This is a genomic window from Stenotrophomonas sp. YJH_SMC_8 (genome assembly GCF_059371315.1).
On sequence record NZ_JCAFUL010000003.1, the window covers coordinates 234,933 to 250,231 of the forward strand.

At 67.2% G+C, this 15,299-nt stretch carries 9 protein-coding genes; 4 read left to right on the forward strand and 5 right to left on the reverse strand.

What is annotated here, in order from left to right:
* The first annotated feature begins 25 nt into the window (after positions 1-25).
* Both AC5P88_RS04895 and AC5P88_RS04900 read left to right on the forward strand, forming a co-directional pair.
* The gene (locus AC5P88_RS04895) at positions 26-2,080 is read left to right on the forward strand and encodes a glycoside hydrolase family 97 protein (protein WP_495224472.1); all 2,055 of its coding nucleotides are present in this window, start codon (positions 26-28) and stop codon (positions 2,078-2,080) included.
* Positions 2,081-2,305: 225 nt separating this feature from the next.
* Positions 2,306-5,062 carry a TonB-dependent receptor gene (locus AC5P88_RS04900; protein WP_495224473.1) on the forward strand — a complete coding sequence of 919 codons (2,757 nt, stop codon included), beginning with the start codon at positions 2,306-2,308 and terminating at the stop codon, positions 5,060-5,062.
* Between the two features lie 246 nt (positions 5,063-5,308).
* Here the strand turns inward: AC5P88_RS04900 and AC5P88_RS04905 are convergent, their stop codons facing one another.
* Positions 5,309-6,922 (reverse strand): alpha-glucosidase family protein, encoded by a 1,614-nt coding sequence (locus tag AC5P88_RS04905; protein ID WP_106549275.1) that lies wholly within the window; start codon positions 6,920-6,922, stop codon positions 5,309-5,311.
* A gap of 214 nt (positions 6,923-7,136) precedes the next feature.
* Here AC5P88_RS04905 and AC5P88_RS04910 point away from each other — a divergent pair, with 214 nt between their 5' ends.
* On the forward strand, positions 7,137-8,135 hold the full coding sequence (locus tag AC5P88_RS04910; RefSeq protein ID WP_106549274.1) for a polyprenyl synthetase family protein: 999 nt from the start codon (positions 7,137-7,139) through the stop codon (positions 8,133-8,135).
* A 112-nt stretch (positions 8,136-8,247) separates the two neighbouring features.
* Here the strand turns inward: AC5P88_RS04910 and AC5P88_RS04915 are convergent, their stop codons facing one another.
* Positions 8,248-9,033 carry a dienelactone hydrolase family protein gene (locus tag AC5P88_RS04915; RefSeq protein ID WP_495224474.1) on the reverse strand — a complete coding sequence of 262 codons (786 nt, stop codon included), beginning with the start codon at positions 9,031-9,033 and terminating at the stop codon, positions 8,248-8,250.
* A gap of 129 nt (positions 9,034-9,162) precedes the next feature.
* On the opposite strand from AC5P88_RS04915, the gene AC5P88_RS04920 reads away from it, so the two are divergent.
* Positions 9,163-9,756, forward strand: coding sequence for an SMI1/KNR4 family protein (locus AC5P88_RS04920; RefSeq protein WP_495224475.1), 594 nt, complete (start codon positions 9,163-9,165; stop codon positions 9,754-9,756).
* Positions 9,757-9,880: 124 nt separating this feature from the next.
* Here AC5P88_RS04920 and murD read toward each other — a convergent pair whose 3' ends face one another.
* The 3 genes from murD to AC5P88_RS04935 form a co-directional block, all read right to left on the reverse strand.
* The gene (murD, locus tag AC5P88_RS04925) at positions 9,881-11,290 is read right to left on the reverse strand and encodes a UDP-N-acetylmuramoyl-L-alanine--D-glutamate ligase (RefSeq protein ID WP_495224476.1); all 1,410 of its coding nucleotides are present in this window, start codon (positions 11,288-11,290) and stop codon (positions 9,881-9,883) included.
* Positions 11,271-12,623, reverse strand: a complete 1,353-nt coding sequence (murL, locus tag AC5P88_RS04930; RefSeq protein WP_495224477.1) for a UDP-N-acetyl-alpha-D-muramoyl-L-alanyl-L-glutamate epimerase — start codon at positions 12,621-12,623, stop codon at positions 11,271-11,273. Before murL ends, murD begins: the two co-directional genes overlap by 20 nt.
* Before the next feature lie 76 nt (positions 12,624-12,699).
* On the reverse strand, positions 12,700-15,294 hold the full coding sequence (locus tag AC5P88_RS04935) for a bifunctional aspartate kinase/diaminopimelate decarboxylase (RefSeq protein ID WP_106549268.1): 2,595 nt from the start codon (positions 15,292-15,294) through the stop codon (positions 12,700-12,702).
* Between the last annotated feature and the right edge of the window lie 5 nt (positions 15,295-15,299).

A 15,299-nucleotide genomic window follows, 5' to 3' on the forward strand; every position in this document is an offset into this window, starting at 1 on the left:
TGCCAACGGCGCCTTGGGAGGGGAAATGCCGATGTCACCCACTGCTGTACGCAGTGCGCTCGCGCATGTGTTCGGCCTCGCATTGCTGGGAATGGCGGCGCTGTCGCAGGCTGCGCCGCAGGTTGTCAGCGTCGAATCGCCGGGCAAAGTGCTCAGGGCCAGCCTGGTGCTGGACGGCGGCACGGCGCGCTATCGCGTCGAGCGTTTCGGCGAGACCGTGGTGGAGGATTCGAAGCTGGGCTTCGCCCTGCGCGACGGCCGGCTGGATCGTGATTTCGCGGTGATCGGCCAGCAGCAGCGCAGCGTCGATGAAAGCTGGGAACAGCCCTGGGGCGAACGCCGGGTCACCCGCAACCACTTCAACGAGCTGATAGTGCAGCTGGCTGAGACCACTGGCAGCAGGCGCCGCCTGGATGTGGTGTTCCGCGTCTATGACGACGGCCTCGGCTTCCGCTACGTGTTCCCCGAGCAGCCCAACCTGCGCGAGGCGATCATCGACGACGAGCTGACCGAGTTCGCCATTGCGCCGGAATCAACCGCCTGGTGGATTCCTGCCGGCGAACCGATCCACTACGAATACCTGTACCAGCGCACCCCGCTGCGCGAAGTGCCGCTGGTGCATACGCCGATGACCCTGCGCAGCCGTGATGGCCTGCACGTGGCGATCCATGAGGCCGCGCTGGTGGACTACGCCGGCATGTGGCTGCGCCGCACCGAGGGCCAGCGCCTGCGCGCGCAGCTCTCGCCCTCGGCCGAAGGTTGGAAGGTGCGCCGCGCCCTGCCCTTCGCCACACCGTGGCGCACGCTGCAGATTGCTGACCGCGCAGGTGGGCTGGTCGAATCGGACCTGATCCTCAACCTCAACGAGCCCAACGCGCTGGGCGACGTGAGCTGGGTGAAGCCAGCCAAATACCTGGGCGTGTGGTGGTCGATGCACCTGGACAACGAGAGCTGGGCCACCGGCCCGAAGCATGCGGCCACCACCGCCAAGACGAAGAAGGTGATCGACTTCGCCGCCGCACACGGCTTCCGCGGCGTGCTGGTGGAAGGCTGGAATCCGGGCTGGGACGGCATGTGGGTGGGCAACGGCTACGACTTCGATTTCACCCGCGCCACGCCCGATTTCGATATCGAGGCGCTGTCGGCGTATGGCTTGAAGAAGGGCGTGCACCTGATCGGCCACCACGAAACCGGCTGCGCCATCGAGCACTACGAGGATCAGCTGGGCGCTGCGCTGGACCTGTACGCACGGCTGGGCGTGGACCAGTTCAAGACCGGCTACGTCTGCGATGACGGCCAGGTCGACCGCCGCAATCCGGCTGGCGGCCCGCTCTGGCGCGAGTGGCACGACGGGCAGTTCATGGCCCGCCATCACCTGAAGGTGGTGCAGGAGGCGGCGCGCCGGCACCTGTCGGTGAACCCGCATGAGCCGATCAAGGACACCGGCCTGCGCCGCACCTACCCCAACTGGATCTCGCGCGAAGGCGCGCGCGGCATGGAGTACAACGCCTGGGGCCAGCCGCCGAACCCGCCCGAGCACGAGGTCAACCTGGTGTTCACCCGCATGCTGGCCGGGCCGATGGATTACACCCCCGGCATCCTCAGCCTGAAGGGCCGTCACGGCCAGGCCATCCCCAGCACGCTGGCCCGCCAGCTTGCGCTGTACGTGGTGCTGTACAGCCCCATCCAGATGGCCGCCGACCTGCCCGAGCATTACCTGCAGCACCGCGAGGCGTTCCGTTTCATCGAGGACGTGGCGGTGGACTGGGAACAGAGCCGCGTGCTCGATGGCGAAGTGGGCGACTACGTGACCATCGTGCGCCGCGACCGCAACAGCCGCGACTGGTTCCTCGGCAGCATCACCGATGAACACGGACGCGTGCTTCCGGTGTCACTGGGCTTCCTGGAACCGGGCGTGCGCTATCGCGCAGAGATCTACCGCGATGGTGACGGCGCCGATTTCCGCAGCAATCCGTTCGCGTTCGCCCGCGAAACCCGCGAGGTGACCAGCGCCGATGCCATGACGCTGGTGCTGGCGCCGGGTGGTGGACAGGCCGTTCGCTTCACGCCATTGGATTGATGAACGCCCCCGCATGACGTTCGCCGGGCATGGCCCGGCGCTACCGTGGCGGGGACCTGAAAGCGATTACACCCCTGCAAACACCATTGAATACGTATGCAGGGTGATTCCCGCGAAGAATGCGCTGCCTACCATAGCGGCGACGACAGCGGCCACCGCGTCGCACGTCCTCGGCCCCGCCGGGACGCTCACGAATCGATCTGCAACATTGCCTGGGAGGGGAAAATGTTGAACCACAAGCGCAGTGCGCTGAGTCTCGCGCTGGCCGTTGTGCTGGCGCCGACGCTGGCGTCCGCACAGTCCACGCAGAGCACCACCACGCCGGCCGGCACCGCCGCCACCAACCTGGATACGGTGCAGGTCACCGGCATCCGCCGCGGCATCGAGAGCGCGATCGCAGTCAAGCAGGACGCCACCTCGGTGGTCGAGGCGATCTCCGCCGAAGACATCGGCAAGCTGCCCGACGTCAGCATCGCCGAGTCGATCTCGCGCCTGCCCGGCCTGGCCGCGCAGCGCGTGGCCGGCCGTGCGCAGGTGATCAGCGTGCGCGGCCTGTCGCCGGACTTCGCCACCACCCTGCTCAATGGCCGCGAAGTGGTCAGCACCGGTGACAACCGCGGCGTCGAGTTCGACCAGTACCCGTCCGAGCTGGTCAACGGCGTGACCGTGTACAAGACTCCGGATGCGGCGCTGGTCGGCCAGGGCCTGTCGGGCACCATCGACATGCAGACCGCACGCCCGCTCAGCTTCGGCGAACGCGTGATCGCGGTCAGCGGCCGCTACCAGAAGAGCTCGCTCGGCCGCGCCGCCAATGTCGATCCGTACGGCAACCGCTTCAGCGCCAGCTACATCGACCAGTTCCTGGACAAGACCCTGGGCATCGCCATCGGCTACGCGCACAGCGACATGCCGATCCAGGAAAACCAGGTTGGCCTGTATGAACCGTGGACCACCGAGCACACCGACAAGGGCAACCGCCCGGGCGTTGCCGCCGGCACCTACTTCTCCGATGGCATCAAGGCGCTGCGCCGCACCGGCAACAACAAGCGCGACGGCGTGATGGCCACGATCCAGTTCCGGCCGAACAACAGCTGGACCAGCACCTTCGACGCGTTCCACACCGAAGCCGAGCAGATCGACACCGCCAACCAGTTCGAGCTCAACCTGAGCAACTACAACGGCAATTACACGCCCGGCCTGCTGGTCAGCAATCCGCAGGTCAACGCCAATGGTTCGTTCACCGGTGGCACCGCCAGCGGCGTATACCCGCTGGTACGCGGCATGTACAACAAGCGCAAGGACAAGATCGACGCGTTCGGCTGGAACAACGAGTTCAACTTCAGTGGCTTCAAGCTGGTCGCCGACCTGAACTATTCCAAGGCCACCCGCGATGAGCTGAACCTGGAAAACAACCTGCAGCTGACGCCGATGCCGCAGCTGGATACGGTCGGTGTGTCGATCCGCCAGAACGGCTTCTCGCAGATCAGCCCGGGCCTGAACTACTCCAATCCCGACGCGCTGTTCCTGACCAACACCATCTATGGCTCTGGCTACGGCAAGGTGCCGCAGGTGGAAGACCGCCTGAAGGGCGGCAAGTTGGCCGCGACGATTGCGCTGCCCGAGGCCATCGCTTCGTGGGCACCGGACCTGGACATCGGCGTGAACTACGCCGACCGCCGCAAAGTGAAGACGCAGTCCGAAGGCAACATCCTGCTCGGTGCCCAGGGCGATGCCAACATCGCCTCGGACCTGCAGTACCGTCCGGTGGACCTGAGCTTCGCCGGCCTCGGCACCATCCCGGCCTGGAACGTGCCGGCCGCGGTCGGTCGCTACATGACCTTCAACCCGGTCGACAACCTGGACTACCTGATTCCCAAGTCGTGGACGGTGCAGGAAAAGATCACCACCGCCTGGGCGCGCCTGAACATCAACACCGACATCGGCGTGGTCGGCGTGCGCGGCAACATCGGCGTGCAGATGCAGCACACCGACCAGAGCTCGGATTCGCGCTACTGGGACAGCTCGCAGCCGGCCGGCAGCAACATCCAGCCCTACTCCGCAGGCCGCAAGTACAACGACTGGCTGCCGAGCTTGAACCTGGCCTTCATGTTCCCGCACCAGCAGACGCTGCGCTTCGCGGCCGCCAAGCAGGTCGCACGCCCGCGCGTGGACCAGATGCGCGCCGGCCTGGAATTCGGCGTGGACACCGGCACCGGCCGCCCCGGCGGCAGCGGCGGCAACCCGCTGCTGGACCCGTGGCGCGCCACCGCACTCGACCTGTCCTACGAGAAGTACTTCGGTGAAAAGGCCTACGTGGCCGCCGCGATCTTCTACAAGGACCTGAAGAGCTACGTCTACACCCAGTCGGTCGACAACTACGACTTCACCGCGCTGCTGGGCAGCTACGTGCCGCCGCCGGGCATGACCTCGCCGGTGCTGACCACCGGCACCTTCTCCGCGCCGCAGAACGGCAAGGGCGGTACGCTGAAGGGCCTGGAACTGACCGCGTCGTTCCCGCTGGACATGCTGACCGACAGCCTGCGCGGCTTCGGCGTGCAGGCCAGCGCCACCTTCAACAAGAGCGACATCACCATCCTGGATCCGGAAAGCGCGTCCAGCGTGGGCACCGATCCGATCAGCCTGCCGGGCCTGTCCAAGCGCGTGTACAACTTCACCGCGTATTACGAGCGCAGCGGCTTCGAGGCACGCGTGAGCCAGCGCCGTCGTTCGGACTTCATCGGTGAAATCGGCAACTTCAACGGCAACCGCAGCCTGCGCTACGTGGTGGGCGAGAACGTGACCGATGCGCAGGTCAGCTACACCTTCAGCGACAGCAGCGCCCTGCGTGGCCTGACCCTGCTGCTGCAGGGCAGCAACCTGACCAACGAACCGTACCGCACCTACGCCGGCAGCAAGGACCGCCCGCTGGAGTACATCGAGTGGGGCCGCACCTACATGCTGGGCGTGAACTACAAGTTCTGAGGTCGCGCCGGGCCCTGCCCGGCGCCCCGGATCACCGGAAACCCGCTGCGCAGGCAGCGGGTTTTCCTTTGCGCGAATGCCGGCGAGGGTCTGCAAAGCCCATCCACGCATGGCGTGGATCTACCGAGCAACGCCCCCATCGGTAGATCCACGCCATGCGTGGATGCCTTTCACCAACCGCACCCACAAAAAAGGGACGGGGCGCTTCGGCCCCGTCCCCGCAAGTACCGCCACCGGAGAAAACGGTCAGCTGCGTCGGGCGCAATACACCGCGCGCGGCGGCAGCTGGAGTTCATTGCCCTGCACCGTGCCCGCATCCGGGCCCGGCACCGCCACCTGCTGCCAGTTGCCCGGCGGCAGCGGATGGCTCACCGCCTCGGCCGACAGGTTGAAGGCCAGCAGGAGGGTTTCATCTGCAAGCATACGCTCGAACAGCAGCACTGGCTCGGCGCTTTCGATGAATCGGATGCTGCCATGCAATAGCGCCGGCTGGCCATGCCGCCAGGCCAGGAACGCCCGGAACGCCGCCAGGACCGAGTGCGGGTCGCGCTCCTGCACGGCCACCGCCGCCGCCCGGTGCTCGGCCGGGATCGGCAGCCAGGGCTTGCCGGAGGTGAAGCCAGCCAGCGGAGCGTCGGTCCACGGCAGCGGGGTACGGCAGCCGTCGCGGCCCTTGAAGTTCGGCCAGAAGGTGATGCCGTAGGGGTCCTGCAGCGCCTCGAACGGCACCTCGGCCTCGGCCAGGCCCAGCTCCTCGCCCTGGTACAGGCACACCGAGCCGCGCAGCGAGCACAGCAGCGCCACCAGCATCCGCGCCAGCCGCGGATCGGCTGGATGGCCGCCCCAGCGGCTGACCGCCCGCTCCACGTCGTGATTCGAAACCGCCCAGCATGGCCAGCCTTCGGTCATCGCCGCTTCCAGGCGGGAGACCGTGTCGCGGATGTAGGCCGCGCTGTAGTCGTCCACCAGCAGCTCGAAGCTGTAGCCCATGTGCAGGCGGCCGTCCTGGGTGTACTCGGCGGTGGTGGCCAGCGAGTCCTCCGAGGAAATCTCGCCGAGGCTGACCGCGCCCGGGTACTCGTCCAGCAGCGCGCGCAGCTGCTCCAGGAACGGCAGGTTCTCCGGCTGGGTGTTGTTGTAATAGTGGTACTGGTACGCGTACGGGTTGTCTGGACTGAAGCCGCGGCCCACGCGCTTGTCCGCCGGCTTGGGCGGGTTGTCGCGCAGCTGCGCGTCGTGGAAGCAGAAGTTGATCGCATCCAGGCGGAAGCCATCCACGCCGCGGTCCAGCCAGAACCGCACGTTGTCCAGGGTGGCCTGCTGCACGTCCGGGTGGTGGAAATTCAGGTCCGGCTGGTCGACCAGGAAGTTGTGCAGGTAGTACTGCTCGCGGCGCGGCTCCCACTGCCAGGCGCCGCCACCGAACAGCGACAGCCAGTTGTTGGGCGGGGTGCCGTCCTCGCGCGGGTCGGCCCAGACGTACCAGTCCGCCTTCGCATTGTGGCGGTCCTGGCGGCTCTCGCGGAACCAGGCATGCTCGATCGAGGTATGGCTCAGCACCTGGTCGATCATCACCTTCAGGCCCAGGCCGTGCGCCTTGGCCAGCAGGCGGTCGAAGTCGTCCAGGCTGCCGAACAGCGGGTCGACGTCGCGGTAGTCGGCGATGTCGTAGCCGAAGTCGGCCATCGGCGACTTGAAGAACGGCGAGATCCAGATCGCGTCCACGCCCAGCGCGGCAATGTGGTCCAGCCGCTCGATGATGCCCGGCAGGTCGCCCACGCCATCGCCGTTGGCATCGAGGTAGCTGCGCGGGTAGATCTGGTAGATGACGGCTCCGCGCCACCATGGATAGTGCGACATCGACAGCCCCCCTCCGGGCATGCAGGGCCCGCCGGAAGCGGGCCGAAATCCTGTTCCGGCAAGCTTAGCGGCGGCCTCCCGGGCATGGCGCAACCTGCATACGTATTCACGCAGGCGGCAGCCTTGGCCGGGCCGCAGACGCCGGCCAGCCCGGTTTGCGCCCGAATTCACGGCCAGCGCCTATAATCAGTGGTGAGCCTGAAAGCCTGATCGCATGACCATCACCGAAGACACCCGTCCCGCCCTGGGCCTGCCCCAGATCCAGTCGCTTGCCGCGGCCGACATGGCCGCCGTCGACGCCCTGATCCGGCGCCGGCTGTCCTCGGACGTCGTGCTGATCAACCAGATCGCCGATCACATCATTTCCGCCGGCGGCAAGCGCCTGCGCCCGATGCTGGTGATGCTGGCCGGCCGTGCGGTCGGCAATGTCGGCGCGGACCACCACCAGCTGGCCGCGATCATCGAGTTCATCCACACCTCCACCCTGCTGCACGACGACGTGGTGGACGAATCCAGCCTGCGGCGTGGCCGCAGCACCGCCAACGCGCTGTGGGGCAACGCGCCGAGCGTGCTGGTCGGCGACTTCCTGTACTCGCGCAGCTTCCAGCTGATGGTCGAGCTGGAGCGCATGTCGGTGATGCAGATCCTGGCCGATGCCACCAACCGCATCGCCGAGGGTGAGGTGCTGCAGCTGCTGCACGTGCACAACCCCGATACCGACGAAGCCGCGTACCTGCGCGTGATCGAGCGCAAGACCGCGGTGCTGTTCGCCGCCGGTACCCGCCTGGGCGCGCTGGCCAGCGGCGTGGACGAGGCGACCCAGCAGGCCCTGTTCGACTACGGCATGCACCTGGGCTACGCGTTCCAGATCGCCGATGACGTGCTGGACTACTCGGCCAACGCCGACGAGCTGGGCAAGAACCTGGGTGATGATCTGGCCGAAGGCAAGGCGACGCTGCCGCTGATCCACGCGATGGCGCACTCCGACGACGCCACCCGTGAGCGCCTGCGCACCATCGTGCAGGACGGCGATGCCTCGGCGATGCCGGAAGTGCTGGCCGCGATCCGCGCCACCGGCGGCCTGGAGTACAGCCGGGCGCGTGCAGAGGAATACGCTGAGGCCGCCGAGCGCGCGCTCGATGGCCTGGCTGACAACGACGCCGTGGCCGCCCTGCGTGGTCTGGCCCGTTACGCGGTGCAGCGCTCGCATTGATGGGTTGAAGTGTGCCGGCCAGCGGCCGGCACTACCGCCGCTGTGGGTGGGTGCCGACCTTGGTCGGCACTGGAACATCGGTGGGTGCCAACCTTGGTCGGCACGCCTTTGTTTACCGGAAACGCTCCTCGAAGAACTCATCCAGCGCCTTCCAGGCGCGCTTCGCCGCACGCTCGTTGTACTGGCAGCCCGGTGGGCTGTTCGCATCGCGCTCGGCAAAGCAGTGGACCGCGCCGCTGTAGTTGGTGAATTCCCAATCGACCCTGGCCGCGTTCATTTCCTTCTGGAAACCGGCGATGTCCTCGGCGGTCACGCTCTTGTCGTCGGCCCCGTTGAGCACCAGCACCGACGGGTGCGTGCCACCGGCCTGCGCCGGCAGCGGCGAACCCAGCCCACCGTGCAGGCTGACCACACCGGCCAACGGCGCGCCGGCCCGGGCGAGCTCCAGCACCGTGGTGCCGCCGAAACAGAAACCAACCGCGCCGATCCGGCTGGCATCCAGCGGCACCCTTCCGGCCTGCGCCTTGAGCACGTTCACCGCCTCCAGCGCGCGGGCACGCAGCAACGGCCGGTCGTTGCGCAGCTTGGTCGCCACTGGCCCGGCTTCGGCATCGGTCTTCGGTCGCACGCCCTTGCCATACACATCGGCCACCAGCACCACGTAATCGTCGCCGGCCAGCTGTTTGGCCTTCTCGATGGCCGATTCGTTCACGCCCTTCCAGTTCGGCACCATCACCAGGCCCGGGCGCTTGTCATGCTCGCCGTCGTCATAGACCAGCACGCCGCTGAAGGTCGTGCCCTGGTGTTTCCACTCCACCGGCTGCGTCTTCATCGCCGCCCACGCCGGCATCGCCGCCAGCCCCAGCACCATCGCCACACCGCATCGCCACCGATTCATGCGCATGCTCCAGAAAAAGGGGACGGAGGGGATCAAGTCGTATTCGCCCCTCCCGCGTCGCATTCTGCATTGGCGGCGTGACGCAGGTGTGGTTGGATACGACTTGATCCCCTCCGTCCCCTTTTTCGCATGAATCCTGTTGATCCCTTTCTGTCTGGCCTGATCCCACGCCTGCCTGCTGACGATGCCCCGCAGTGGGCCCGTGTGCAGGGCGCCAGCGCCGAAGACCTGCAGCGCCTGCGTGCGCAGTGGCCGCTGGTGCCGGACAGCCTGGTGGAACTGCTGTCGCGCGTGGATGGCACGCACTTCCGCGAGTACCCCGATGGCGAGGTCTGTGTGCTGATGCTGGGTTCGGACGTGGAGGATGGCGGCTATCCGTACTACCTGCGCTCGGTGGCGCAGATCTTCGAGGACCAGGAGCAGTGGGACGACAGCATCCGTTCCATCTACGAGGAATGGCTGGATGACGAGCCGGAGATCCTCGGCGATGGCATCGATGCCGATCTACCGATGAACCGCCGCCTGTGCTTCTCGCACTGCATGAACAACGGCGGCACCTCGATGCTGTACCTGGATTTCGATCCGGCACCGGGCGGCACAGTCGGCCAGGTAGTGCGCTACTTGCACGATCCGGACAGCTACGCGGTGATCGCGCCGAGCTTCGATGCGTATCTGCAGCAGCTGATGGATGGCGATTATGCGTTCATCGATCAGGACGACTGAAATCCAGCCGAGCATGGGCTCGGCTCTACAAACAACGAGGAGCGCAAGCTCGGCCCTGCAGTAGATCCACGCCATGCGTGGATGCGTTTCCGGTAGGTTGCCGGCCAGCGGCCGGCACTACCCCTCAGGCGATGCCCAAGCCAGGGATAGCGCTGATGCTGTCCGGATCGAACCCGGCCAGTTCGGCGAAATGGCGGCCACGGGCCACGTAATCGCGGTAGGAACCAAAGCTCGGCGCCCCCGGCGACAGCAGCATCACGCCACCCTGCGTACCCAGCGCCGCGCGTGCAAGCGCCATCGCCTCGGGCAGATCAGCGGCGGCGTGCAGGCCGAAGCGACCGGCGTCGGCCAGCGGCTGCAGCATGGCGTGGATGCGCGGGCCGTTGCTGCCCATCGTTACGATCTCCACCGGCGGCACATCGTGCGCCATGTGCTGCATGAAATCGGTCCAGTCCAGCCCACGATCGTGCCCGCCCACCAGCAGCGCGATGCGCTGGCCGGCGAAGCATTCCAGCGCGGCCAGGCTGGCGTGCGGCGTGGTGCTGATCGAATCGTTAACGTAGGTCAGGCCATCGGCCACGCCGATGCGCTGCAGGCGGTTCGGCAACGGACGGAAGTCCTGCACCGCCGGTGCCAATGTCACTGCATCCAAGCCCAGTGCTTCCAGTGCAGCCAGCACCGCGCACAGGTTGCCGCGGTTGTGGCGGCCCGGCAGCGGCGTGTTGCGGGTATCGAACACCACCTGTTCGGCGCGATGCACGATGTCACCGCGCATGTGCCAGCCCTGCGGCTGGTTGAACCAGACCACTTCACTGTCGGGCAACGACAGCGCGGCCAAGTGCGGATCGGCGGCATTGAGCACGGCGATGCGCGGCGCCGCTTCGGTCACCAGCCGCAGCTTGTCTTGGATGTAACGCTGTTCGCTGCCGTGCCAGTCCAGGTGTTCCGGGAACAGGTTCAGCACCACCGCCACCTGCGGGTGGGCGCCACTGCGCGCCACTTCGCCGGTCTGGTAGCTGGACAGTTCCACCGCCCAGTATTCCGGCGCCGGCTGCGGATCCAGCACTTCCAGCAGCGGCAGGCCGATGTTGCCAACCAGGCCGGTGCGATGACCGGCGGCACGCAGCAGCTGCGCGACCAGCGCGGTGGTGGTGCTCTTGCCCTTGGTGCCGGTCACGCACACGGTGTCGTGCACGATGCCATCGTCGCCGGCGTGCTCGGCAAACCACAGCGCGGTGCCGCCGATGAACGTGGTGCCCTGCTCTGCCGCCGCCAGCGCGATCGGCTGGTAGGGGCTGATGCCGGGCGATTTGATCACCACATCGAACGCCGCCAGCGCTTCGGCCGAGGGTTCGCCAAGCACCCGCAGCGCGCCCTGCGTTTCCGCACGCGCGCCTTCGGCTTCAGCTGCAGGACAGAACAGGCTCAGGCCAAGCGTCGGCAGGCGCGCGCGTAGTACCGCAAACGCGGCGCGCCCCTCGCGGCCCCAGCCCCACAGCGCAACGCGCTTTCCCTCAAGCTTCGAAATCTTCACGCACCCGTTCCCACAGCGCAGCCGGAACACGATGCTCGCCCTGCAGCTGCAGCAGCGGCGCCAGTTCCAGTTCGGCGGCATCCAGCTGCGGCTGGATCTCATTGCAGAAGCGCTTCACCAGCACGTCTTCCTTCCATTCCGGGCGCTGCGCCAGGGTCGCCATCGCCGCACGCGATTCGCGGCCTTCGCCCACGCACTCGAACGGCTTGTGGTCCTGGAACTCCAGCAGTGCATCGAAGCCACCGGCCTGTTCGGCATCGTCCAGCAGGTTGCGGCCGAAGATGCGCACCAGGCGCGTCTTGGGCATGAACGGAGCCAGCGCCAGGAACACGAAATGGCACTTCGGGCAGACGCCACACCAGCGGTTCACCGGGCGCTCGCCGAGGATGTGGAAGTTGCGGTTGCAGCTGGAGAAGTGCGCGTCGTAGAAGTCGGTCTTGGCGAACTGGCGGGCCACCGCCAGCTCGGACATCGGGCGCAGCAGCGAGTAGTAGTGCAGGTCCGCCGCGACGTGCTTCTGCACATGGCTGCCGAACGCCTGCTCGAACGCCCAGCCCTTGGACCACTGGTGGTTCACTTCACCGGTGCCGGGAATCTGGCTGCCGTAGCTGGCCGAACGTTCGTTGGAGAACACCACCTGGTCCACGCCCTGCAGCAGCGCGGCCAGCACCATGATCGCCGAGTTCACCGCAGTGACCGGGATATGCCCGTTCCACGCGCCCTGGCGATTGAGCTCGAACAGTTCCGGCGCCAACGCGCGGCCCAGGTTCAGCGTCGGCAGGCCGGTGCGCTCGGCACAGGCGCGGATCAGCTGCGAACCACCGATCCAGGTCACCGTTTCGTCCACGCCGGCACGGCGCAGTGCTTCGATGCTGACCAGCGAATCCTTGCCGCCACCGATGGCCACCAGCGCATGCGCCTGCAGGCCCAGCACCGGCGCCTGCACCGCTTCGCCCTGCACCGGCAGGCGGAAACGCCCGCGCAGGTTCAGGCCGTTGCGGTAGGCGAATTCGCCCAGGCCGTTGAGGTAGACCGTCTCCACCAGCGCCGCGGTATCGGCATCGATGCTGTAGCTGTCGATGCTGACCGCCTCCGGCACGCCGGCCTTGTAGTAGCTGACACCGGCAATCAGGTGCAGCAGCTGCAGCGCGCGCTGCACGGCGGCGGTGCGCGCCTCGTCCAGCACGAACGGGGCGCCGGGCACGGTGATGGTTTCCACCATCTCCGGGCCGTCATCGAAGGCGTAGACCAGCTTGGCCACGCCGGTCTCCGCAGCGAATTCGCAGCGGACGAAGCGGAAGCGGGAAACCTGGTGTTTGTCGAAAGCAGTCATGGTGTATCCGGTCAGGCACGGACCCGCGCAAGGGCGCGGGGCGTGTCGGTGGGCGGGTGCAGGGCGCGGGTGGCGATCACTCGATCACGTCTTCGCGCGGCAGCAACCGCTGGTTGTAGGTGTTGGCCATCGAATAGCCATAGGCACCGGCATCGGCGATCAGCATCACATCGTCCGGCGCGGTCGACACCGGCAGCTTGCGCCGCTTGCCGAACACATCGCTGGATTCGCAGATCGGGCCGACCACATCGAATGCCGCTTCGGCGTATCCGCCCTGGCGGCTGAGGTTCTCGATGTCGTGCCAGGCGTCGTACAGCGCCGGGCGCATCAGTGCATTCATGCCAGCGTCCAGGCCGACGCGGCGCACGCCGTCCTTTTCCACCACCTGGGTGGCGTGGGTCAGCAGCACGCCCGATTCGGCCACCAGGTAGCGGCCTGGCTCGATCGCCAGGCGGAATGCCGGATGCAGCGCCTTGACCTCGGCCAGGCCCTCGGCCCACGCATCCAGGTCGAATGGCTCGTCCTCGGCGGAATACGGAATCGGCAGGCCGCCGCCGATGTCGATGGTCTGCACGCTGCCGATGCGGCGGGCGAAACCGGCCAGCTCATCGCACATCAGGCGCCAGTGCTGGGCAGTCTCCACGCCGCTGCCAAGGTGCGCGTGCAGGCCGACCACGCGGCTGCCCAGATCGGTGGCCGCGCGCACGAACTCGTCGACGCGGGCGATCGGCAGGCCGAACTTGGAATCCTTGCCGCCGGTACGCACCTTGGCATGGTGGCCTTCGCCACGGCCCAGGTCGACGCGCAGCCACAGTTCGCGGTTGCGGAACAGGTCCGGCCAGCGCTGCAGCGCTTCCACGTTGTCGACGGTGACGGTCACGCCCATCGCGAATGCGGCTTCATACTCGCTGCGCGGGCAGAAGCTGGGAGTGAACAGCACGCGCTTGGGCGACAGTTCCGGCAGGTGCTGGAACACGTGCTTCAGTTCGCCGTGCGACACGCACTCCAGGCCGAAGCCCTCGGCTTCCAACAACTGCAGGATGGCCGGGTGGCTGTTGGCCTTGATCGCGTAGTAGCGCTGGTCGATCGGCTTGATCGCGGCCAGCGCGCGGGCGCGGGCGCGAACGGTCGGCAGGTGATAGACGTAGCGCGGCGTACCGGCATCGGCCAGCTGCAGCAGGTGTGCGCGCTGGCCACGCCACCACGGCGTGCCACGCGGGCGCACCGTGCCGGCGATCTCGCGCCAGCGCGGGCCGAACACCTCGGTCTCTTCCACCGGCATCGCACCGCTGTCGATCAGCTCGGCGTGCAGGATCGGCAGCAGGCCGTCAGCATCGGCTTCGTCGATGACGAAGGTCAGGTTCAGGTCGTTGGACGACTGCGAGATCATGTGCACGCGCTCGCGGCCAAACGTGGCCCACACGTCCGACAGCTTGTGCAGCAGCGAGCGCATGCCACGGCCGACCAGGGTGATGGCCGCGCACGGCACGATCACCTTCACTTTGCAGATCTGCGACAGGTCCGCCGACAGCGCGGCCAGCACATCGGTGTTGACCAGGTTCTCGGACGGGTCCAGCGACACGGTGACGTTGGTCTCGGCCGAACCGATCAGGTCCACCGACAGGCCGTGCTTCTTGAACAGGTTGAACACATCGGCCAGGAAGCCGACCTGCTGCCACATGCCGATGCCTTCCATCGACACCAGCACGATGCCGTTGCGGCGGCTGATCGCCTTCACCCCCGGTACCGGCGCGGCACTGCCATCGATGCTGGTACCCGGCAGTTCCGGGCGCTCGGTATCGAGAATGGCCATCGGCACGCCTGCATCGCGGCACGGCTTGATCGAGCGCGGGTGCAGCACCTTGGCGCCGGTCGTGGCGATTTCCTGTGCTTCGTAATAGTCCAGGCGGGTCAGCAGGCGCGCGTCCGGCACATCCTTCGGGTTGGCGCTGAACATGCCCGGCACGTCGGTCCAGATCTCCACGCGGCTGGCGCCGAGCAGCGCGCCGAAGTACGCCGCCGAGGTATCCGAGCCGCCGCGGCCGAGGATGGCGGTGCCGCCATCGGCGTGACGCGAGATGAAGCCCTGGGTGATCAGCAGGCGGGTCGGCTGCGCGCGGAAGCCCTGCATCCACTCTGCGTCGGCGCGCCACTGGCAGTTCACCGACAGGCGCTGCGACCAGTCGCTCTGGTTCGGCTGCGGCGGCATCGCATCCAGCCACTGGCGGGCATCCATCCAGCCCATGTCCAGGCCTGACGCGCGCAGGTAGGCCGCACCCAGGGTGGAGGACAGCAGCTCGCCCTGGCCCAGCACTTCGGCCTGCCAGTCCAGCGGACGGGTCGCGGCGCGCGCGTCATCCAACAGGCCCTGCAGCGCCGCCAGACGTTCGGCCAGCACCTCGCGGCCCAGGCCCAGTTCAACCAGGAAGCCCTCGTGGCGCTCGACCAGCGCGGCCACGCGATCACGGCTGTCCGGCGCGCCATCGGCGATCGCGGTCAGTTCGTTGGTGACCCCGGACAGCGCCGAAACCACCACCAGCACGCGCGAGCCGGTCTCTTCCGCACGTTTTTTCGCCAGCTTCCCGATCGTGTCCCAGCGATGACGACGCGACACCGAGGTGCCGCCGAACTTCAGTACGATCCAACGATCGACAAGGGGGGAAGCTGACATGGATT

Coding starts and splice junctions, on each gene's coding strand:
- murL (WP_495224477.1), bottom strand. CDS start 12,623: ATGACTGCTTTCGACAAACACCAGGTTTCCCGCTTCCGCTTCGTCCGC.
- AC5P88_RS04895 (WP_495224472.1), top strand. CDS start 26: ATGCCGATGTCACCCACTGCTGTACGCAGTGCGCTCGCGCATGTGTTC.
- AC5P88_RS04915 (WP_495224474.1), bottom strand. CDS start 9,033: ATGAATCGGTGGCGATGCGGTGTGGCGATGGTGCTGGGGCTGGCGGCG.
- AC5P88_RS04920 (WP_495224475.1), top strand. CDS start 9,163: ATGAATCCTGTTGATCCCTTTCTGTCTGGCCTGATCCCACGCCTGCCT.
- AC5P88_RS04910 (WP_106549274.1), top strand. CDS start 7,137: ATGACCATCACCGAAGACACCCGTCCCGCCCTGGGCCTGCCCCAGATC.
- AC5P88_RS04905 (WP_106549275.1), bottom strand. CDS start 6,922: ATGTCGCACTATCCATGGTGGCGCGGAGCCGTCATCTACCAGATCTAC.
- AC5P88_RS04935 (WP_106549268.1), bottom strand. CDS start 15,294: ATGTCAGCTTCCCCCCTTGTCGATCGTTGGATCGTACTGAAGTTCGGC.
- AC5P88_RS04900 (WP_495224473.1), top strand. CDS start 2,306: ATGTTGAACCACAAGCGCAGTGCGCTGAGTCTCGCGCTGGCCGTTGTG.